Source organism: Pseudoalteromonas sp. Z9A6, from assembly GCF_011378805.1.
Taxonomy (GTDB): domain Bacteria; phylum Pseudomonadota; class Gammaproteobacteria; order Enterobacterales; family Alteromonadaceae; genus Pseudoalteromonas; species Pseudoalteromonas distincta.
This window is the reverse complement of sequence record NZ_WTKZ01000004.1, coordinates 27,682-47,786: the sequence shown is the minus strand read 5'-3', so window position 1 is coordinate 47,786 and position 20,105 is coordinate 27,682. Positions and strand designations below refer to the sequence as shown.

General features: G+C 38.1%; 19 protein-coding genes. 4 read left to right on the top strand and 15 right to left on the bottom strand.

All coding sequences use genetic code 11. From position 1 onward, the window contains the following. Nucleotides 1–16: 16 nt before the first annotated feature. From dnaX to GQR53_RS02520, 6 genes are all read right to left on the bottom strand, one after another. A complete protein-coding gene (gene dnaX, locus GQR53_RS02540; RefSeq protein ID WP_165742769.1) occupies nucleotides 17–2,542 on the bottom strand; it encodes a DNA polymerase III subunit gamma/tau in 2,526 nt (841 codons plus the stop codon). Between the two features lie 3 nt (nucleotides 2,543–2,545). After that, a complete protein-coding gene (gene apt / locus GQR53_RS02535) occupies nucleotides 2,546–3,091 on the bottom strand; it encodes an adenine phosphoribosyltransferase (RefSeq protein WP_002962303.1) in 546 nt (181 codons plus the stop codon). Nucleotides 3,092–3,262: 171 nt separating this feature from the next. Next, the gene (locus tag GQR53_RS21695) at nucleotides 3,263–3,385 is read right to left on the bottom strand and encodes a hypothetical protein (RefSeq protein WP_002962301.1); all 123 of its coding nucleotides are present in this window, start codon (nucleotides 3,383–3,385) and stop codon (nucleotides 3,263–3,265) included. 72 nt (nucleotides 3,386–3,457) lie between these two features. After that, a complete protein-coding gene (locus tag GQR53_RS02530) occupies nucleotides 3,458–4,210 on the bottom strand; it encodes a putative DNA-binding domain-containing protein (RefSeq protein WP_002962300.1) in 753 nt (250 codons plus the stop codon). Nucleotides 4,211–4,246: 36 nt separating this feature from the next. Continuing rightward, complete coding sequence (locus GQR53_RS02525) at nucleotides 4,247–5,104, bottom strand: DUF692 domain-containing protein (RefSeq protein ID WP_165742768.1); 858 nt, start codon at nucleotides 5,102–5,104, stop codon at nucleotides 4,247–4,249. Nucleotides 5,105–5,171: 67 nt separating this feature from the next. Next, on the bottom strand, nucleotides 5,172–5,669 hold the full coding sequence (locus GQR53_RS02520; RefSeq protein ID WP_024596351.1) for a hypothetical protein: 498 nt from the start codon (nucleotides 5,667–5,669) through the stop codon (nucleotides 5,172–5,174). Nucleotides 5,670–5,895: 226 nt separating this feature from the next. Between GQR53_RS02520 and GQR53_RS02515 the strand changes: the two genes are divergently transcribed. Both GQR53_RS02515 and GQR53_RS02510 read left to right on the top strand, forming a co-directional pair. Further along, nucleotides 5,896–6,876 carry a tRNA-dihydrouridine synthase gene (locus GQR53_RS02515; RefSeq protein ID WP_165742767.1) on the top strand — a complete coding sequence of 327 codons (981 nt, stop codon included), beginning with the start codon at nucleotides 5,896–5,898 and terminating at the stop codon, nucleotides 6,874–6,876. A gap of 61 nt (nucleotides 6,877–6,937) precedes the next feature. Continuing rightward, a complete protein-coding gene (locus GQR53_RS02510; protein ID WP_024603666.1) occupies nucleotides 6,938–7,264 on the top strand; it encodes a hypothetical protein in 327 nt (108 codons plus the stop codon). 16 nt (nucleotides 7,265–7,280) lie between these two features. Here GQR53_RS02510 and GQR53_RS02505 read toward each other — a convergent pair whose 3' ends face one another. The 9 genes from GQR53_RS02505 to pyrC all read right to left on the bottom strand — a co-directional run bounded on the left by GQR53_RS02505 (nucleotide 7,281) and on the right by pyrC (nucleotide 16,120). Next, the gene (locus tag GQR53_RS02505; RefSeq protein WP_165742766.1) at nucleotides 7,281–8,324 is read right to left on the bottom strand and encodes a hypothetical protein; all 1,044 of its coding nucleotides are present in this window, start codon (nucleotides 8,322–8,324) and stop codon (nucleotides 7,281–7,283) included. Nucleotides 8,325–8,385: 61 nt separating this feature from the next. Then, entirely contained in the window at nucleotides 8,386–9,645 is a 1,260-nt protein-coding gene (locus GQR53_RS02500; RefSeq protein WP_165742765.1) for a tetratricopeptide repeat protein, read from the bottom strand. An 11-nt stretch (nucleotides 9,646–9,656) separates the two neighbouring features. After that, nucleotides 9,657–10,274: an energy transducer TonB gene (locus tag GQR53_RS02495; protein ID WP_007583869.1), complete on the bottom strand. Its 618-nt coding sequence runs from the start codon at nucleotides 10,272–10,274 to the stop codon at nucleotides 9,657–9,659. Further along, the gene (locus GQR53_RS02490; protein ID WP_002961710.1) at nucleotides 10,274–10,678 is read right to left on the bottom strand and encodes a biopolymer transporter ExbD; all 405 of its coding nucleotides are present in this window, start codon (nucleotides 10,676–10,678) and stop codon (nucleotides 10,274–10,276) included. Before GQR53_RS02490 ends, GQR53_RS02495 begins: the two co-directional genes overlap by 1 nt. Before the next feature lie 14 nt (nucleotides 10,679–10,692). Then, nucleotides 10,693–11,217, bottom strand: coding sequence for a MotA/TolQ/ExbB proton channel family protein (locus GQR53_RS02485; protein ID WP_002961709.1), 525 nt, complete (start codon nucleotides 11,215–11,217; stop codon nucleotides 10,693–10,695). Next, the gene (locus tag GQR53_RS02480; RefSeq protein WP_002961707.1) at nucleotides 11,217–12,581 is read right to left on the bottom strand and encodes a MotA/TolQ/ExbB proton channel family protein; all 1,365 of its coding nucleotides are present in this window, start codon (nucleotides 12,579–12,581) and stop codon (nucleotides 11,217–11,219) included. Before GQR53_RS02480 ends, GQR53_RS02485 begins: the two co-directional genes overlap by 1 nt. Before the next feature lie 6 nt (nucleotides 12,582–12,587). Further along, nucleotides 12,588–13,358 carry a DUF3450 domain-containing protein gene (locus GQR53_RS02475; RefSeq protein WP_165742764.1) on the bottom strand — a complete coding sequence of 257 codons (771 nt, stop codon included), beginning with the start codon at nucleotides 13,356–13,358 and terminating at the stop codon, nucleotides 12,588–12,590. Between the two features lie 1,068 nt (nucleotides 13,359–14,426). Beyond that, the gene (locus GQR53_RS02470) at nucleotides 14,427–14,630 is read right to left on the bottom strand and encodes a cold-shock protein (RefSeq protein ID WP_002961702.1); all 204 of its coding nucleotides are present in this window, start codon (nucleotides 14,628–14,630) and stop codon (nucleotides 14,427–14,429) included. 437 nt (nucleotides 14,631–15,067) lie between these two features. After that, nucleotides 15,068–16,120, bottom strand: a complete 1,053-nt coding sequence (gene pyrC / locus GQR53_RS02465; RefSeq protein ID WP_165742763.1) for a dihydroorotase — start codon at nucleotides 16,118–16,120, stop codon at nucleotides 15,068–15,070. 292 nt (nucleotides 16,121–16,412) lie between these two features. Between pyrC and GQR53_RS02460 the strand changes: the two genes are divergently transcribed. Beyond that, on the top strand, nucleotides 16,413–18,782 hold the full coding sequence (locus GQR53_RS02460; protein WP_165742762.1) for a GGDEF domain-containing protein: 2,370 nt from the start codon (nucleotides 16,413–16,415) through the stop codon (nucleotides 18,780–18,782). Between the two features lie 410 nt (nucleotides 18,783–19,192). After that, nucleotides 19,193–20,080, top strand: a complete 888-nt coding sequence (locus tag GQR53_RS02455; RefSeq protein ID WP_002961689.1) for a LysR family transcriptional regulator — start codon at nucleotides 19,193–19,195, stop codon at nucleotides 20,078–20,080. The last annotated feature ends 25 nt before the right edge of the window (nucleotides 20,081–20,105 follow it).

Sequence of the window (20,105 nt, the reverse complement as noted above, 5' to 3'; positions counted from 1 at the left end):
GGGCGATTGTAAGTAATTACAATGCCTGAATACTGTTTTCGTCAATTTCGGCGCTAAATACTTGCTGAAATTGTACTATGTTTTCATCCGATGTGATCACATCGATTGCTTGTTGATGACGTCCTGCATCTATTTTTTGCTGAATAAGATAAGGAGAATCAATAACTCCCTTAGCAAAATTAATACTTAACGACACGTTATGCTCATAAATACTCGACAATGCGGCATCTAATCTTTGGCGAAGCATCGGTGTATCTAAATGCTTTTGTGATTCATCAACGTCTATATGTAAGCTGTTGCCTTGCTTGGTAAATATTGAATGCAACGCAAATTGGCGCATACGACCACCCAGTCCCATACGTTTAATTAAATAAGCCCATTCATCTTGTTGATGTGCAAATCTAATTTCACTAATTGGACTTTGAAAATCATCAGGCACGGGAATGCTAATTTCCTCGGGCGCTGCTTCAGGTACTTTTTGAGGGTTTATTTGCTCAAGTAGCTCTGGCGCTAGATTTTCGGTAATTGTTTGATGCTTTTCTTTAAAATCAACTTTTCGTGCTGGTTTTGTATTAGCGTGACCATGTGCCTGGCTTTCGCTCCCTGTTAGTGGGAGCTCATGCTTTTTTTCACTTGCACCTGCACTATCATTCACCCAAGGTGGGGGATCGCTAGGTGCAATGCTTGAAACGCTGTTGAGCTCGTTTGTATTTTCAGCGGTACTATCTTGGTGAACACTTTGAGCTTTAGGCATTCTTGGGTGGTGTTCTGGCTTTTTAGCGGCCGCTTGGTTTGGCTGCGCTGCTACATTATCTGCAGAGGTACTTGTACTCTTGCTTGATAACCTACCCGCACCGGATATGTTTCTGTCACGTAAAATACGAGCAATGGCAGATTGCGCCTGCGCTTCTTGTTCAGCTATTGGCGTACTTGCATTGTGATTTGTTAAGGGCTCTGGTGAAGACTCTGAGTTTGCAGTAGGTGCAGGTTTAAAACCCTGATCTACAGCGCTACTCATTATATCGTCAAATTGCGAGGCCAGCGTTTGTTCAGCATCACTATGGAGCATATAAGCTTCATCCTCACTTTGTCGCTGGGCTTGAGCATCTGAAACAACATTGGTTTGTGGTTGCTCTTTAGCTAAAGCCTGTTGCTTTGAAGCGTTTTCACTTTGTTGAACCGGTTGCTCTACTGCAACTTGGGCAGGCTCATTATTACTTTGCACAACTTCATTATTTGATGACTGAGCGGCAGCGTTAGCTGAAGGCTCTATCTCGACGGCTTTAGGCTGCTCTGCATTGCTAACTGGCTTAATATTATTTACTGGAGTACTGCTTTGGCCTACTACGGTGCTTTGCGATGTTTTATTTTTATTTAATATATCTCGCAGTGCATTTGCGCGGCCTTGTTTATTTGGGGCCGCCTCTTCGTTTGCTGTGTGTACAGTTTGTTGCACATCTGAAGGCTTAAATGCTAATAATCTTAGCATTATCATTTCAAAACCTAAGCGAGGCTCTGGTGCCCATTGTAAATCTTTTTTACCATTTAACAGTAACTGATAATAAATTTGAATTTGTTGTGGGCTCGTATGTTGTGCAACATGAGCAATATAATCTACATTTTTTTCATCTAGCCCTGCCGCTTCAGGTACTAACTGGGTTAGTTGAGTCAAATGCGTAAGTCCAATTAAATCATCAAGCAATGCCACATAATTAGGATTACGACTTGCTACCTGCGCAATCTCATCCATTAGCGCAGCGCCATCTTGTGCAAGTAATGCTGCAAGCAAGCTTTGGCTATAATGAGTATCCATTAAACCAAGCATTGTTTGTACTGCTTGATTATTAATATCACCATTTGTTTGCGCAATAGCTTGGTCGGTTAAGCTAAGTGCGTCACGCATACTGCCATCAGCGGCTTTTGAAATAATGCTAAGTGCATCGGTATCAAAGCTAAGCTGCTCTTGAGTAAGTACGTGTTCAAGCTGTGTTTTAATTTCACTTTGCGACAAGGCATTTAAGTTAAATTGTAGACAGCGAGATAATATAGTAACTGGTAATTTTTGAGGATCGGTGGTCGCCAGTAAAAATTTCACATGCTCTGGTGGCTCTTCAAGCGTTTTTAAAAGCGCGTTAAAGCTGTGCTTAGAAAGCATGTGAACTTCATCGATTAGGTATACTTTATAACGTCCACGCGTTGGTGCATATTGAACATTATCAAGTATTTCGCGAGTGTCTTCTACTTTTGTACGAGAAGCCGCATCTATTTCGAGTAGGTCAATGTAGCGCCCTGCTTCTATATCCAAACAGCTGCTACATTGTCCACACGGATTTGCAGATATACCTTCATCGCAATTTAAGCTTTTAGCAAAAATACGTGCAATGGTGGTTTTACCTACACCGCGGGTTCCAGTGAATAAATAAGCGTGATGCAGTCTATTTTGCGTAAGCGCATTTACAAGCGCTTGCTTAACATGAGACTGCCCAACCAATTCATGAAAGGTTTGAGGACGCCATTTTCTCGCTAGAACCTGATAACTCATCGATTACTCGCCTTCGAATTCAACCAATTTTAGGATTTTAATACCCATTTTTTTGATGCGCTGCTCGCCACCAAGTTCTGGTAGTGATACAACAAATGCTGCATCTGTGGCTTCGCCACCTAGTTTATTAACTAACTTAGCAGTGGCTTCAATTGTGCCACCAGTTGCTAATAGGTCATCAACTAGTAATACTTTGTCGCCTGGTACAATTGCATCTACATGCAGTTCTAGCGTGTCTTCACCGTACTCAAGTAAGTAATCTTGGCGAATAACTTCGCGTGGTAACTTACCTGGTTTACGTACTGGAATAAACGGAATGCCTAACGCGTAAGACAATGGCGCACCAAAAATAAAACCACGTGATTCTGTGCCTATGATTTTAGTAAAGCCCTGATCTTTATATTCTGCGATAAACGCGTCAATAGTTGCTTTAAAGGCTTCTGGATTTGCCATTAAAGTGGTTACATCGCGAAACATAATGCCCGCTTTTGGATAATCAGCAATTGTAGTTATGCTGTTTTTGATAATTGCTGGTGTTACTTGAGTCATAATTTTAACTGCTCAATTGTTTATATTACAAAGCAGGTGATTATAACCTTAACTAACCTTTAATTGCGAGTTTGGCGTTATTATAAAAGAAGTATTAAATATGGACGGGGTAATTAAAATAAAGTAGTTCAAGGCTGAAGTTAGCAACAGCCTTAATACACGCTATACATTTTACGTTAAGCTAGTGATCCAGCCTAATATTGCATTTAAACAACCAATCCCTGCAAATACAGCTAAAAAAGCAAGAAAGTAAGTAGCGTTGAACGGATCTTTAAAGTCTTTATCATCTGACATTGGTACAACCTTTTATTAAGCACGGCAAATAAGGCTGCCATAATAGACGATGTAAAATCATCAATAAAGACCTTAGTCTTGATTTTTTGTCACAATTACTCCTCGTTCAACCATAGCATTAAGAGTAACCAGTGCACCTTGAGTAATTTGCTCTGCATTAAATTGTGGTGCATGAGCTAATACCTGTTGGCAGACGTTGTCAAATGTCGCGCCTTCGCTTGCCTCTATGATTGACAATAGCAAAGCTGTCATCGCATTCGTAGCCAGAAATTGAACGTCATCATCTTCATCTCTATATACAACAAAATAATTAGGCTGAGGTGATGGCTCTTTTGGTTTAAAGCGATTGCTAATATTTTGAACCGGAAATTGATAACTTAAATTTCTTGCCGTTTTCGATAAATATAAAGCTGAACTAGTGAGCGCTGTTGTTTGTAATTTTTTCTCTTGCTCATCTTCGTGTGCAATGGATACATCTAGCTCTACCCATTCATAATGGGCAAGCTCTAGCATAAACACGGGATCGTATTTTTTCATTTTATAATCACTTGATAAGTAATTAATAAACTCCCCTGCTATGTCTAAAAAGTACGGCGAATGACAATCATATTCGCTAAAAAACTGGCGTACGAGGGCTTGCCATTGCTTCTGGGTATATAACGTTTTTAATACCGGAAAACCTGATGATATAAAACCTTCAATGTTATTAAAAAATAGGTCGCGATAAATAGCCATACGCCTGTCTTCGATACCGCTGGGCTTTTTATTTTTTTGAGGCTCGCGAATATGCGCCATAAATTCGTTTTGTATTTCAATAAAGCTCATAACTAGGCACTCTTTTAATGTTGATAAAGGCTTATATTAAGCTCGTTGTTTTGAAACAGTTGAATCAAAGTGTTTAGCCTGTAGATCATGAATTATATCTAACTCTTTGGTTAAAACATTCATGGTAGGAATATTAAAATCGCGCTCAAGCAAGGTTGGAAATACGCCATGCACTTCGTATGCTTTATCGAGTAGCTCCCAAACAGGATCAATCACATCAGCGCCATGTGTATCAACAATTAAGTCATCAGCCTCATTATAATGGCCAGCAACATGCCCATAGGCTATACGATTAGAAGGTAACCCAGTTAAAAATGCTTGCGCGTTGTAGCCATGATTTATCGAATTAACATAAATGTTATTCACATCAAGTAAAAGTTTGCAGTCAGCTTGCTCTAAAATAATATTCGTAAATTCAAGTTCTGATAATTGCTGTCCAGGCGCGCCATAATAGGAAACATTTTCTATCGCAATTTGCTGCTCTAGTATGTATTGAACTTGTTTAATACGAGGAACAACATGTGCTATAGCATCTTGTGTAAATGGAATGGGCATTAAGTCATACATATGCCCTGTACCGGAGCAGTAACTTAAGTGCTCACTAAAAATTTTTATATTGTGCTCTTCAAAAAAAACTTTTAAAGACTTAACAAATTCAACATCAAGAGGTTCGGGAGAACCGATAGACAGTGATAATCCATGACACACAAAATTATTAGCATCGGTTAATGTTTTAAATTGCTTTTTAAAGCGTCCACCCAGTTTTAACCAGTTCTCTGGCGCAACTTCTAAAAAGTCTACTTGATTAGGTACATGCTCAAGCAGCTCATCAAGCATTTCTCGTCGTAGGCCAAGGCCCACCATCCCAAAATCTTTACTTTGAGTTTGTATCATAACTACCTCTAACTTAACAAAAAAGGGCCTTAGGGCCCTTTTAGCATAACTTATTTAGAATAAGATATTAACGGCCACCACATTTACCTTCGCCGCACTTACCTTCTTTTTTAGTTTTTTTAGCGTCGCCGCCACATTTACCTTCACCACATTTGCCTTCTGTTTTAGCTTTTGCGTCTTTTGCATCGCCGCCACACTTACCTTCGCCGCATTTACCTTCTTTTTTATCTTTTGCGTCGCCACCACATTTGCCTTCGCCGCATTTACCTTCTTTTTTACCTTTTGCATCGCCGCCACATTTGCCTTCGCCGCATTTGCCTTCTTTTTTATCTTTTGCGTCGCCACCACATTTGCCTTCGCCGCATTTACCTTCTTTTTTATCTTTTGCGTCACCGCCACATTTGCCTTCACCGCACTTACCTTCTGCAGCATCTAATTGGTAACCTGTTACTAGTTGTTGAAACTCAAATGGGTTAGCTTGTACATCTGCAGATACAAAACTTGCAGAGCCAACTACTACTGCACCTAAAGTTAACGCGATTGTATTTTTTTTAACTGTATTCATTTTATGACTCTCTTTAATCAAGGATTGTAAATCTCAGCAATAAAAATGTATTTTTAAATTGCTTGTATGCTTAAGTAGACCCGTACAAAAATAAAAACTTTCATTTATTTTCATAATATTTACTTTTGCAATTTATACATCAAATATGGGCGGTAATTACAGATTTATCAATGTGTGATTTACAGGTAAACTATGCCTCCAGTTTTTTATCAAAATTAATCTCTTTATGAAACTTGTTTTAGCGCCTATGGAAGGTGTCGTTGATTTTAAAATGCGCCAATTACTCACAGACATTGGTGGGTTCGATTTGTGCGTCACAGAGTTTGTAAGAGTGGTTGAAACATGCTTACCTGACAAAGTTTTTCATCGATTTTGCCCTGAACTACATAATAATGGATTTACACGAGCAGGTACTCCTGTGCGTGTTCAATTACTCGGTCAAGAAGCAAATCCGTTAGCCGAAAATGCAATAAGAGCAATCGCATTAGGGTCCCATGGGGTCGACCTAAATTTTGGTTGCCCAGCAAAAACAGTTAATCGTAGCCGAGGGGGGGCTGTACTGCTTAAAGACCCTGACCATATGTATACGATTATTAAAGCAGTCCGAGATGCTGTAGATGATGAACATGAAGTAAGTGCAAAAATTCGCTTAGGCTTTGATGATGACAGTAACAGCCAAGAAATTGTTGATGCTGTGGTAAGTGCAGGTGCAAATAGTGTAGCTATTCACGCCAGAACCAAACGAGATGGTTATAACCCGCCAGCTTATTGGGAAAAAATTCCACCAATAATAAAAGGTAAGAATATTGCCGTTGTTGCCAATGGTGAAATTTGGCAAGTAGAGGACGCAATGCTTTGTCAAAAACGAAGTGGGTGCACTGATTTAATGCTTGGTCGTGGCGCCCTTTCGCACCCTGATTTAGCAAAAAAAATTAAAGCTCATGTAAATAATGAGCAATATGATAGCCTTGAGTGGGAGCATATTATTTATCACTTAATTCACTCAGCTATTCATCAAGACCCCGCGAAGGATGAAAAATACTTTGCTTCACGTACTAAACAATGGCTTGGTTATCTAAAACGCCAGTACCCGCAAGCTATCGATTTGTTTGACGAAATCAGACGTTTAAAAAGTAAAGAAGATGTGGCGAGCGTATTAAATAAATATGCCAAAGCACCTCAACTTGATTCAAATCATAACGACTAACTTAAAGACTCTAGATAATATCAGTATAACGTAAAGCCCATTTAATAAGGTTGTACTGATAATGCATCATCAAAAAAGACTTAACGATGAAATAGCACAAGTTAAATTAAATATATTAACCATGCTTTCTAAATCAGCTTACCCTGCACATCACCATTTAATACAAATTTTAGCTGATACAGCAAATAATGAATGGTTAGACTGCGCAGCAGAGAAGTTAGGCCCTGAGTATGCACTTTTAATCAGTCGCATGACCAAACTAGAAGCCGCACTAAGTCAAATAGAAATTGGCCAGTATGGCTACTGCTGTGATTGTGAAGAAAAAATATCAGCTAAGTCACTTGAACTAGACCCCGCAACTCAACGGTGTACAAAGTGCGCACAATAAGCGCACTTTCAAATCATTATATAATGTGTTGTATAAAGCTAAATGATTGCCCTGGGTAGAGAATTATATCTTCAACCAAGTACTGGGCCTCTTCTGGACTCATTTGTAGGCGCTTTATAAGGTTTACCTTTGCTTGAGGCAAAGTCCACGCATGGTAGTGAATACCTATATCTGATTCCATCATCGCAAGCATCAATGTTTTATCTTTATTAGACATATCCATAGCGCTCGCCATTGCAGGTAAGTCTTGATAGTTAGCCTGCCAATCTAAGCCTTCTATTAATTTTTCATCAGATAAATACTGAACTAAAAACGATTTTTGGTGAGAAGTTGGCAGCTTACTGTCGAATGCAACACGATCTAATACTTTTATTTTTTCGTTTAAAAGAGTAACCCATTCTAACGGTGAATGTACTTCGCCACTAAAGTAATTAAGTTTGCTCTGATACCACTGAGTGCCATTTGGCAGACCTCTTAGACCCACACTTCCTCTTGGCTTATAACTAGCTAAATAATCGCTAAAAGCTCTTATATGGCTTTTAAGCGCTGGTTGAACATGGTTACTTGCTATCGCACTTAATACATAGCTTTGTAACAATGTAAGTTCAACCTTGTTCAGCTTTAAATTGCTTTGTTGAGCACTGTCTAGGGTATCTTGGGTTAACTTGAGCCAAGTAATAACATTATCCGGTGTGTTTTTTGAGCCTTCAAAAGCGAGCATGTTTTCTAAAACATTTACTTGGGCTGGCCAATTAAAGTAGCGTTCAGGGAAACGCTCTGCAATTACCAAATAGTTTACTTGCGCAATTTGATTTAGATTAAGCTCCATACCCATTAGGCTCTGATAAATAGTATGGCGTTTTGTTAAGTAAGCATCAGAGAAAACCAATTGATCTTTTTCAATGTTATTGCCTTTAGTAGCACCTGTTTGTACAAGCGCCATGTTTAAAGCTTTTAAAGCGACTTGTGCGTCCTCAAACGACTCATAAGGTTGAGGCTGCTTTGAACATGCAGCTAAAAATAGGCACAGTAGTGATGATAAAAAGAGCTTTTTATACATAGTAGTTCCAATAAAAAAAGCCCCAGAGGGGCTTTTTATAAGTTGCTTAAGCTAATTAAAATTAAATTTTAACACCGTTGCGAGCGGCTTTATCTTTAATATATGTAGACCAACCTTTTGCAAACTTACGTGTGCGAGGGTCATCCATAGCTTTAGTAATTGCAGCATATGCTTGCTTATACTTACCTTGGTAGTAATACGCTTCAGCTAAATCTGAATAAATTGTGCCTTTTTTGTCAGAGCCAAGCTCTAATGCTTTGTTCAAGCGAACAATAGCAGCACTGAATTTTTCAGATTGTAAAAGTAATGAACCTGCTTTGCGGTAAAGCTCAGCGTCGTCATCAAATTTAGCAGCATCTTCGTAGTACTTAGCAGCTTTTTCTAAATCTTTAGAACGATGGTAATTACTCGCAATCGCGCTAACATTCTGCTTTGTACGTTTTACTTTTTCACTCTTAATGGCCTTTTCTAGCGTTACAGCTGCTTTATAAGGGATCTCATTTAGAGAGTAAAAGTTAGATAAGACTTTATACTCAACTTCATTTTCAAAGTAACCATTCTTGTATGCAACTTCCATAGTTGCTAAACCTTTAGAATAATCTTCAGTTTGTAGGTAATACTTACCTAAGCTAACCCAAGCTTTTTTATCATCAGGCCATACACGAACAATTTCTTCGCCAATTTTAACCATGTTTGCATAATCTTTAAGCTCAAAGTATGCGCCAAGTTTTAATTGGTAAGGGCCTTTGTTAGGCTCTTTTTGAAGTTTTATTGCCTTATCTGCTGGTTCAAAAACATCACGGTATTGCTCTAACTGATAGTTAGCTTGAGCAATACGTGTATAAACCGTAGGGTCCTCTTCACCGGTAAAGTCCATCCAAGCTACATATGCTTTTTTAGCTTCTTGGAACTTTTCTGTACCAGCGTATAAGTCACCTAACAACTTAAGAGTTTGTTCTTGATCAGCAAAGTTTAAAACATCAGGTGCAACGGCTTGCTTAGAGTACTTGATCGCTTCGTCATACTTTTCTTTTTGAGCGTACATGCTACCTAAGTAACGATTTACGGTCGCTTTATCAAAGTCATTCGAAGGCTCGATTTCTCTAAGCAAAACAATTGCTTCATCAACTTTTTCTTCGTTGTACAAATCAAATGCTTTAATTACTTTTTTACCAGTACGCTCGCCCATGATTTTAGTTTTTGCTTTTTTACGCTCTTCAATCTTTGCGTAATCCGGCGCTGCTAAAACAGATGCACTTAAAGTAGCACCCGACACAGACATAAGAATTGCAAGAGCAGTTACTTTAGAAAAATTTCTCATTACTCGCCTCCTTAATTGCCTTGGTTAAGTTTAAAGTCTAATTGAACTTGTAAACCTGGTTGTTTCTGTGGTTTTCCGTCAATGATCTTAGGACGGTACTTCCACTTACGCAGTGCACGTTTAGCTTCACGGTCAAAGATACGTTTCGGATCTGCGTCAATTACTTCAACGTCAGTTACTCCACCTAGCTCATCAATTGTGAATGAAAGTTGAACCCAACCTTCTTTACCATCACGTGCTGCTTGCGTTGGATATTTTGGTTCTATACGAACGATAGGTGTCGCATCACCATCTCGTCCAAATGCACCAGGACCACTTAGTCCACCTGCCGAACTACCAACATCAATGCTTCCCATATTAAATGACATAGCACCAGGATTTGGATTATTATTTTCCGGCTGTGGCGGCTGCGGTTTAGGCGGCTGCTTTGGCGGTGGCGGAGGAGGAGGCGGTACACGCTTCCTCTCCTGCACCTTAGATTCAGGCGGATTCGTCATTATTTCGACTATGATCTGCTCTTTTTGTTCCGTATTACGGTCAGCCCCACCAGAGATGAGGAATGCCATGAAGTAGAACAAGCCGAAAGTAACTGCCCCACCTGCAATCAGTGAAAACAGAAAACGAATCATTACTGATCTCCAGCTATTGAAATTCTCAGGTTATCACCCGTCGCTTTAATCTGGTCCATAACTTTAACCACTACGCCGTGTTTTGCTTCTTTATCAGCTTGCAAAATTACAACTTCAGTAGGTTGTTCTGCTAATAAACTTTCGATTTTTGCTGAAATACGTTCAACATCAACCTGCTGTTTATCAATCCAGATCTCGCCGTTACTACGAATAGCAATAAAAATGTTAGCATTTTTTTGCTTAGTAGCTTGAGCCGCTTTAGGTTTATTGACCTCGATACCAGCCTCTTTAACGAACGATGTAGTTACGATAAAGAAAATAAGCATGATAAATACGATGTCAAGCATTGGCGTCATATCAACCGCTGCTTCTTCTTCTTCACGAAAACGTTGTTTACGTGCCATATTTAATTCTCTCTCTAGTGATGAGGCATACTATCAATAAGTTTGGCTTTCACCATTTTAGCTTTTGTCTCAAGACGTGAGCTAAAAAATACTCCAGATAATGCCGCAACCATTCCAGCCATTGTTGGGATTGTTGCCATTGAAATACCTGATGCCATTAAACGTGCGTTACCCGTACCCTGGTTGGCCATGGTTTCAAAAACCGAGATCATACCAGTAACAGTACCAAGTAAGCCTATTAAAGGACAAACAGCTACTAATGTCTTAATCAACAACATACGCTGATCTAATTTTTCAGACGCTTCAGAAATCCATGCTTCACGGATTCTGTGTGCGTACCAAGACGTAGTGTCTTGGCGGGCATCCCACTTTGCTACAATTTCTTTCGCTGTGCGAGGAAATTCTGCAAGTAGGAACCAATAGCGCTCAATCATTAAAACCCACATAAGAAAGAGTGCTATCGCGACCACGTATAAAACCTGGCCGCCTGTGCCAACAAAATCCCTGATAGATTCCCATATCTCCATCAGGACTAGCATTAGGCTTTCTCCTTCTCCGCGTGAGTAGCAACGATACCCGCGCTTTGCTCATCAAGGATGTGTAATACCGACTTACTACGACCAGCTACAAGAGCATGAAGTAGAATTAGTGGTAATGCAGCAATTAGACCTAGCGCTGTAGTTACAAGTGCTAGAGAGATGTTACCTGCCATGATCTTCGGATCACCCGTACCGAACAATGTGATTGTTTGGAACGTTAAGATCATACCGATTACTGTACCTAGTAGACCTAGTAACGGTGCGATTGCAGCAAGAATCTTAATTATATTGATACCAGCTTCAATGCGTGGCGTTTCACGTAGAATCGCTTCATCAAGTTTAAGCTCAAGGTTTTCAACATCTTGGTTCTTGTTGTCATGGTACACTTTAAGAATACGACCCAGTGGGTTATTTGTATTCGGTGTAGCAACATTTTTAAGCTGGCTCTTAATCTTACTAGTAGTAAGTGTAAGGTCAACAAAGCGGATTAGAGTAATTAGCATACCTAGGCCAAGTAAAGCCGTGATGATATAACCAACTACGCCACCTTGATGGAAGTATTCCATAAGGGTCGCTTTTTGAGTGTTGATACGTAAGATAGCACCACGAGTCGGATCTATGTAAACACCAGCGTAGTTATCTGGTGATGTATTTTCTAGAGCCGTGATACCGTCTAAGATATAACCGTCTGGTTGCTTACCTAGAGGCTGGATAGACTTAGTCTCTGGTGAATAAATTAAGTAACCATCGTCTGTAACTAAGTTAAAGTTACCGATACGTGTTACTTTTTTCATTGACGGGTTACCGTCAAGACCAGCAACTTCAGTTTCAAAAGTTGAAACTTTAGCTGATTCTGTCATTTCAGTTTGAAGTGAAATCCAAAGTTCTTCAAGTTCGCGAACTGTAGGAAGTTCTTTAGCAGCGGCTAACGAACGTAAGATTTCAGCACGACCTGGTTTTTCAGCACTAACTAGTGACGCTTCGATAGAACCGATAGCATCTTGAGCTGCACGACGTACAACACCAAACATCTCACCTAAAGTACCTTGGGCACTTTGAAGAGCTGCTTCTTTTTCAGCTAGCGTATTTTCGTTTTGTGCATATTGCTTAGCTAAGCTTTCACCACGAGACTTCTCAGAAGCAAGTTGGCTTTTAGCTTTGTTAAGTAATGCTTGCTTGTCAGCACGTTCTGATAAGAACTCTTGCTCACGTTGCTTATTGATTTTACCTTCAGAGATACGCTCTTGCTTTACTTGCTCAAGAATTTTATCTAGAGCTCCAGTATTTGCATGTGCATTAAGCGCGGTACCTGCAGAAACAGTTAGTACTGCTGCAACAGCAAAACCTTTAAATAGTTTCTTCATTATTGATTACTCCGCGCCAAAGATAGGTAGTTTAACAAGTTCTAATGTCGCTTGCTTACGCGCCATACGAATAACTTCTTTAACAGGTTTTAGGTATTCTTCGCCTAATGCTTTCCACTGTTTAGTGTTGTTATCCCACACCCAAGCATGTTTCAAGTCAAAAGACTGAGCAACGTAAGTGATACGACCTAACTGACCGATATCAACGTTAATGCTTTTACCATCAACTTCTAGAGTACCTTGTGAAGCAGATACAAGAGAGCTGTATGCTGTTTCAATAGTGTAAGCTTCAAGTACTTGACGGAATTTTTCAGACGTCGTTACAGACGCAGAAACCATGATCTCACGTAGTCTTTCAACACGTCCTAAACGCGTTTCAAGATTAAATGGAACGTCCGCTTTGATGAATTGCTCAAGCGTATCGATCATGCGATACATCAAAGGCACAACGTTTTGTTTAGTGTTATCAATAGTCGCGATTTGACGATCAAACGATTCAATTGAAGCGTTTTGGCTATCAACCAAGCGCGACACGTGATCGTTATACACTTTCATAAGTTCAGTCTCATCAACAACGCTACGGTACTCAGCGATTAGCTCCTGAGTTTGACCATATACATTGTCAATTTTAGTTTGAGACTTAACCGCAGCCTTTTGAATTTGTTGACCTGCTTTTTGCACGTCATTCAAAGGATCTGCAATCACATTGCTGCTTGCAAATGCAAATGCGCCAACCAACGCAGTTGCTACAAGACTCTTTCTGATTTTAACAGACATAGTTCCCAACCAATTAAGTAATGTTACTTTTATAATTTAATTATCCTCCGAGGAGAACAACCCTGATATCTTTTAATAGATATCAACCTTCCAATAATGCTAAATGCAATTAGCGCTGTCAACTTGATGTTTACTAATCTCAGTAAATAAATAGCTAAGTTAATGCTTAAACGAAAGTACCAGCCCACAACAGTTAACATTATTGCAACGAAGCTTTTTCTTAATATTTCTATTAAAGCCTTTTAAGGGGTGTATTTATTCGCATTGCACTGACATAAAACAACATTATTGCAACATTTAGCTAAAGCTGAATTCGCACTGAAAAAAACTAAAAAAAATATAAATTGATATAACAAAAGTTATTTTTTACACGATTTTATCGTGTTTTATCACCTCAGTTACACTTCATCTGAAAAAACAAACCATTTGTCGCACAAAAAAACAACACTGGATAATATTTAATATCGGATACTCACGCTTTATATACGTTACTTTTAAAACTATTTTAAAACGTGTTTTTCCATAAATAGTAATAATAAACTCAACAATGCATTTCTTTTAGCAGCATAAAAGCTTTTGATAATTAAACAGGTTGTATTTACCGCTTTAAAGTATTCTTTAATACTATTTTAACGTTAAGGTTAATTCAGTAATTAAGTTAATCATGAAGAGTTACCCTACTTTATTAGTAATACACTATAAATGAAGCTTTACGTTCACATAATAAAGTAATAGAAGCACCTAGAAGCCCTTATCAATGAGTAGCCTTCGTCACACAGAGTAAGCTTGAAACAGAATTTGCATGGATTGATATTGAGCATCGATTTTATTTAAGCTGGTATCAGGCCCATTGAATAAATTCTTATGAATGGTTTTTAAAAGTATTAGAGGATTGTTTTGTCCGTTAGATTATTAGTTGTTTAGCTTTGCAAAGATAGAATGTTTGAGTAGTTTTTTAAGTTTAAAAAAAGGAGAATTTGAGGTATGAAATAAATAGATTTAAGGAAGGGGAATTATGGTGAAACAGAAACCTGCTTCACCAAGATGAACTAGAGTTCACATAATAAATTATGCTGCTTCTACGTTCTCAGCTTCAGGGCCTTTTTGACCTTGTTTGATGCTGAATGTCACTGCTTGACCTTCGCTAAGAGTGCGAAAACCAGAACCAGTGATTGCGCTGAAATGTACAAACACGTCAGGACCATTTTCTTGTTCAATGAAACCAAAGCCTTTAGCTTCGTTGAAAAACTTTACTTTACCAGTAACCGACATACTAAATTTTCCTGTAAGTCAATAATTAAAATTCAGCCATATTATTATGGCAATATCCTCCCTGAGTCAATGCTCAAAAATATGGAGGTACAGTACAGGAACAAGTAATAACCTAACCGGTAACCTTAAACGCAGCACAATATCCGTAAATTCAATACATAAAAACTCAAAGCAAGGTAAGATTAACACATTATATTTTTTTTCGCTCTATTAATTAGGAATTATTTCTTAAAAATATAAATTTGTTTTAAATCGCCTTTAACTGACTAATTTACAAGCAAAAACCATAAGTATTATTGTAATATTTATTGCTGTAAGCGAGATCAAAAGCCACCTACAACCACCCTGTCGTCGAATTACGCCTCAATAATATCAAAAGCACAAACAAAAAAGCCGCATTAAAAATTAAGCGGCTTTAGATTTAAATATATTATTGGTTATTCGACAGACCAATCCATTGTATTTTCAGCTTTTATAGGCACAACTTCAGAGTCGCCCAATGTATAACTTGCAGGTACTTTCCACGGCTTTCTTTGTAATGTAATTGTATCTGTATTACGCGGCAATTCGTAAAAATCAGGGCCAAAGTGGCTTGCAAACCCTTCAAGCATGTCCAAAGCTCCTGCATCCTCAAATGCTTCAGCATATAATTCAATAGCGGCATGAGCCGTGTATGCACCAGCACACCCACAAGCAGCTTCTTTTTTATCTTTATAATGTGGTGCAGAGTCAGTTCCTAAAAAGAATTTTTTATTTCCACTTATTGCTGCAGCCATTAATGCTTGCTGGTGAATGTTACGCTTGAGAATTGGTAAACAGTAATAATGTGGGCGAATTCCACCCGCTAACATATGATTGCGGTTATAAAGCAAGTGATGCGCTGTAATTGTTGCCGCTACATTGCTAGGTGCATTAACAACAAACTCTACTGCATCTTTAGTCGTAATATGCTCGAGTACAATTTTAAGCTCAGGAAAGTCATTTACTACATCTCCTAAAATTGTATCCAGAAATACTTTTTCACGGTCAAAAATATCAATCGACGAATCTGTCACTTCCCCATGCACTAACAGCAACATGCCTACTTCTTGCATTGCTTTTAAAACTGGATAAATATTTTTTACTGATGTAACACCCGAGTCAGAATTAGTGGTAGCGCCAGCAGGGTAAAGCTTAGCTGCTACTATTTTACCTGTCGCTTTAGCTTTTATTATTTCATCTGGTGTAGTTTTATCCGTGAGATACAAAACCATTAATGGCTCAAAGTTGCCTTGTGGATTTGCAGACATAATGCGTTCTCTGTACGACAATGCCGTATCTGTGCACGTTGCTGGCGGAACAAGGTTTGGCATAACAATAGCGCGGCCCATGTATCTGCTAATATCGCGTACAGTGTCTTTTAACTGGTCACCATCACGTAAATGTACATGCCAGTCATCAGGGCGAGAGATAGTAAGGGTTGTTACAGAGTTTGTATTATTACTTGTCATTACTTTGTTCCACGGCTGAATTTATCCGATCATAGGCATATGATGTTTTCGAGTAAAGATTTTATTAAAAATAAAGTTTTTATATGGATAAAATTACTGAGGTACTATTTAAAGCACAATGAGCAAATTCAATGTTATTAGCTTATTGTAATGATTTATGATTAATTAAAAACTCGCTATATTAAAACTTTACAGTGTATGAAACCACTCATCGCTTTAATTTGTACAAAAACCCAAAATTAGGTTAACTTAACTGCGAATTTAAAAATAAAAAGAACAATATAAATTGCCTATGTCTTATAAAACTGATGCTACTAGAGCGCTTGAGATAAAAACTGATCAACTAAGTATCATTAATCAATTTTCATCTAGCCTATTGCAACTAGACATACTAGACGAGCTATTTGAGTATGTTACAACGCACGTTGTTAACCGTTTAGGATTTGTTGATTGCGTTATTTACCTTGCCGATAACAATGCTTATACATTAAATCAAGTTGCATCGATGGGTATTGCTCACGCCCGTGATAAATATCAAGCCGAACGTAAAGTAATACGTTTTAGTGAAGGAATTACTGGGGCTGTAGCCACAACTGGTAAAGCCGTAGTTATCGATGATGTAACAAAAGATAGCCGTTATATCGCAGATGAGCGCCCTGCTCAATCAGAACTATGTGTTCCTCTTATATATAAAGAACAAGTTTTAGGTGTTATTGATTGTGAGCACCCAATCAAAGGTTATTTTACCAATGCACACCTTGAAATTCTTACAACAGTTGCTCACTTACTCAGTGCTAAAATTAACCAGGTAAATACGGTAAATAACTTACAAAAAACAGTTGAGCAACTTAACAACGCACAAAAATTAGAAAATAGCTTATTACAAATAGCCAACCTAACCTACAAAGCCAGTGATTTAGACACTTTTTTTGAAGCACTCCATAACATCATAAACAGCTTACTCCCTGCTGATAACTTCTTTATCGCTTTGTACGATAAACAAGTTGATATTCTTGATCTGGTTTATATAGTTGAAGAAGGGATTCAAAGTCATGCCCATAAAAAAATCTCAAAAGAGCAGCTAAAAGATACGGCTTCTTACTATTTATTAAAATCAGATCGTGTTTTATTACTTAACCAATCACAATATCAGCAACACATTAATGCTGGCGACTTTAAACTTGTTGGTAGGTTATCTCAATCCTGGCTTGGCGTTCCATTTAAAACAAATGAAAGAATAAGTGGTGTAATTGTTGTTCAAAGCTATGATAAAAATTTGCAATATAACGAACACGATAGCGCTCTATTAACCTATGTTAGCCGCCAAATAAGTATGGCAATTGATAGACAACTAGCCCGACAAGAGCTAGAGCATAAAGCACTTCATGATGAACTAACAGGCCTTGCTAACCGCTCTTTACTTATTGAGCGGATACAACACGCTATCTTACGTTTATCCCGTGCTAAAAAAAGCACAAGCCATGCACTTTTATATTTAGATTTTGATCGATTTAAAAGTATAAATGACGCTTTAGGCCACGAGGTAGGTGACCACTTTTTAATTAAAATTTGTGAACTCATTAAAAACACCGTCCGTAATACCGATACTTTTGCACGTTTAGGGGGTGACGAATTTGCTATATTCATGGAAAATATCACCCATAAAAATCAGGTCTGTGAAGCATTAAAACGCATACAAACGGCACTTTCTAAACCCTTAAATGTAGATGGTCATTTATTACAAGCTTCAACAAGTATTGGCATAGCTTACAGCGATAATATTGACGATAAAGCCTATATATTATTACAACAAGCCGATGCCGCTATGTATGAAGCTAAGTCAACCGGACGTGGTCAGGTAAAGTTTTTTAATAACACGATGCGTAAAAAACTTAAAACCCATGCCGATATAGAAAACGACTTACAACACGGTATTGAACACAACGAGTTTGAACTTTATTTTCAACCAATTTTCACAATTACTACCAGTGAAGTTATCGGCTTTGAAGCACTTGTTCGTTGGCATCACCCTACAAAAGGGTTTGTACCCCCTAATGACTTTATACCGATAGCTGAAACTACAGGGCAAATTATAAATCTTGATTTACATTTACTTGATTTGGCGGCCCAGCATATTTCAAATTGGCACCAACAAGGCCATCGCTTTTTAAAAGTCACCGTTAACGTATCGTCACGACACTTTGCAAGCCTCGATTTTGTAGCGCAAATACATTCCATTTATAATAAGTACCAATTACCTCTAGGTTCTTTATGCTTAGAAATTACCGAATCTGGCTTAATAGAAAATCTAGAACTCGCCACTCAAATAATTGAAGGTCTCTCACCTTTAAAAGTAAAATTATGTCTTGATGATTTTGGAACAGGTTATTCAGCACTAGGCTACTTGCACCAACTGCCTATTCATATTTTAAAAATAGATAAAAGCTTTATTGACCATCTACAGGATTCTACTAACCCACTTGTTGAAGCCATTTTATCACTTGCGCAATCATTAAAACTTGAAGTTGTAGCTGAAGGAATAGAAACAGTTGAGCAATTAACTATTTTGCAATCCACCGCGTGCGACTATGGTCAAGGCTTTTTAAAATCAAAACCTGTTACTGCCAAAGAAGCCATATTACTAATTAATAAACCCTTATAAAAAGAGCCAGCGAGTAGGTCGCTGGCTTTGGTACTACGCATATACTCACCCATTGAGCTAAACTTAAGCTATAAGGCAAAACGACTCTAGCTTTTAAACCACAATCTAAATTATGCATTCAACAAATCTCACCTCATACCGTTATCAACATGGTTAAAACTCACGCTGAGCCAAAACGCACAGCAATCGTTATATTTAAAATACAACATGAAGCAAACTCATCTAAAACTCATCAAACCAGTTTTAAAATGACTTATATCATTACTAACTCTAATATTTTCACGATTCATAGCGATAAACTGCAATAAAACGCGTAATTTTAGCCATCTAGACGTTGAAACGTTTTTTATATAGGCGTAGTATGTAATTAATCTGAGCTGAACTCACTTTTTTCATGAGAATTTTTAAAGATGATTGGTATTAAACATTTAAAAACCATAGCAACCCTAAAAGAAACAGGATCTTTGGTTAATACAGCACGAGAGTTATTTTTGACACAATCTGCTTTATCTCATCAAATCAAAGATTTAGAGAATAAATTGGATTGCCAATTATTTGAGCGTAAAACTCAACCAGTCCGCTTTACCCCTCAAGGAATGCTATTACTTGAATTAGCTCACGAAATATTGCCAAAAATGGAAGCGACTAAATGTCGTTTAAAAGAAAGCTTAAACCAGCCTATTTCTCAACTACGTTTGAGCGTGGAATGCCATGCATGTTTTCATTGGTTATTACCTACTATTAAAGAATTTAATAACTTTTGGCCTGATATAAAAATTGATTATGAACGTGGCTTTAGTTACGACGCTATTCCTGACTTACTAAGCGATGAGCTCGATTTAGTTTTAACGTCTGACATACGCGAACCCGACACATTAGAATACGCGCACTTATTTGATTTTAAATTGAAGCTTATTGTGGCGCCGGATCATGAACTTGCTAAAAAAGCGTATGTAACAGCGCTTGATTTAAAAAACGAAACTATTATTTCATACCCTATCCCGCGTGAACGCCAAGATATATTTAAGCATTTCATTCAAAATGCTCGTTTTGACGGTACATTAAAAACGGTTGACCAAGGACTACTTATTTTTCAACTAGTAAGTGCTGGAATGGGCGTTGCCGCTTTACCTGATTGGCTAGTTACACCTTATGAAAGCCAAGGCTTAATTAAATCAATTCCTTTGGGCGCTCTTGGTCTTACTCGCCCTATGTATTTAGCGATGAAAAAAGACATGAAAGATAACCCTGTTTATCGTCACTTTTTAAATACCTGTAAGCTAAATAACGGTCGATAATCATCAATATAATAAGTAATATCGC

What these genes read in the sequence shown, in the direction of transcription:
- pyrC (WP_165742763.1), bottom strand. Translation starts at nt 16,120, where the DNA reads ATGACAAGTAATAATACAAACTCTGTAACAACCCTTACTATCTCTCGC.
- GQR53_RS02490 (WP_002961710.1), bottom strand. Translation starts at nt 10,678, where the DNA reads ATGGCACGTAAACAACGTTTTCGTGAAGAAGAAGAAGCAGCGGTTGAT.
- GQR53_RS02520 (WP_024596351.1), bottom strand. Translation starts at nt 5,669, where the DNA reads ATGAATACAGTTAAAAAAAATACAATCGCGTTAACTTTAGGTGCAGTA.
- GQR53_RS21695 (WP_002962301.1), bottom strand. Translation starts at nt 3,385, where the DNA reads ATGTCAGATGATAAAGACTTTAAAGATCCGTTCAACGCTACTTACTTT.
- GQR53_RS02480 (WP_002961707.1), bottom strand. Translation starts at nt 12,581, where the DNA reads ATGAAGAAACTATTTAAAGGTTTTGCTGTTGCAGCAGTACTAACTGTT.
- GQR53_RS02530 (WP_002962300.1), bottom strand. Translation starts at nt 4,210, where the DNA reads ATGAGCTTTATTGAAATACAAAACGAATTTATGGCGCATATTCGCGAG.
- GQR53_RS02495 (WP_007583869.1), bottom strand. Translation starts at nt 10,274, where the DNA reads ATGATTCGTTTTCTGTTTTCACTGATTGCAGGTGGGGCAGTTACTTTC.
- GQR53_RS02455 (WP_002961689.1), top strand. Translation starts at nt 19,193, where the DNA reads ATGATTGGTATTAAACATTTAAAAACCATAGCAACCCTAAAAGAAACA.
- GQR53_RS02515 (WP_165742767.1), top strand. Translation starts at nt 5,896, where the DNA reads ATGAAACTTGTTTTAGCGCCTATGGAAGGTGTCGTTGATTTTAAAATG.
- GQR53_RS02510 (WP_024603666.1), top strand. Translation starts at nt 6,938, where the DNA reads ATGCATCATCAAAAAAGACTTAACGATGAAATAGCACAAGTTAAATTA.
- GQR53_RS02475 (WP_165742764.1), bottom strand. Translation starts at nt 13,358, where the DNA reads ATGTCTGTTAAAATCAGAAAGAGTCTTGTAGCAACTGCGTTGGTTGGC.
- GQR53_RS02460 (WP_165742762.1), top strand. Translation starts at nt 16,413, where the DNA reads ATGTCTTATAAAACTGATGCTACTAGAGCGCTTGAGATAAAAACTGAT.
- GQR53_RS02525 (WP_165742768.1), bottom strand. Translation starts at nt 5,104, where the DNA reads ATGATACAAACTCAAAGTAAAGATTTTGGGATGGTGGGCCTTGGCCTA.
- GQR53_RS02470 (WP_002961702.1), bottom strand. Translation starts at nt 14,630, where the DNA reads ATGTCGGTTACTGGTAAAGTAAAGTTTTTCAACGAAGCTAAAGGCTTT.
- GQR53_RS02505 (WP_165742766.1), bottom strand. Translation starts at nt 8,324, where the DNA reads ATGTATAAAAAGCTCTTTTTATCATCACTACTGTGCCTATTTTTAGCT.
- apt (WP_002962303.1), bottom strand. Translation starts at nt 3,091, where the DNA reads ATGACTCAAGTAACACCAGCAATTATCAAAAACAGCATAACTACAATT.
- dnaX (WP_165742769.1), bottom strand. Translation starts at nt 2,542, where the DNA reads ATGAGTTATCAGGTTCTAGCGAGAAAATGGCGTCCTCAAACCTTTCAT.
- GQR53_RS02500 (WP_165742765.1), bottom strand. Translation starts at nt 9,645, where the DNA reads ATGAGAAATTTTTCTAAAGTAACTGCTCTTGCAATTCTTATGTCTGTG.
- GQR53_RS02485 (WP_002961709.1), bottom strand. Translation starts at nt 11,217, where the DNA reads ATGCTAGTCCTGATGGAGATATGGGAATCTATCAGGGATTTTGTTGGC.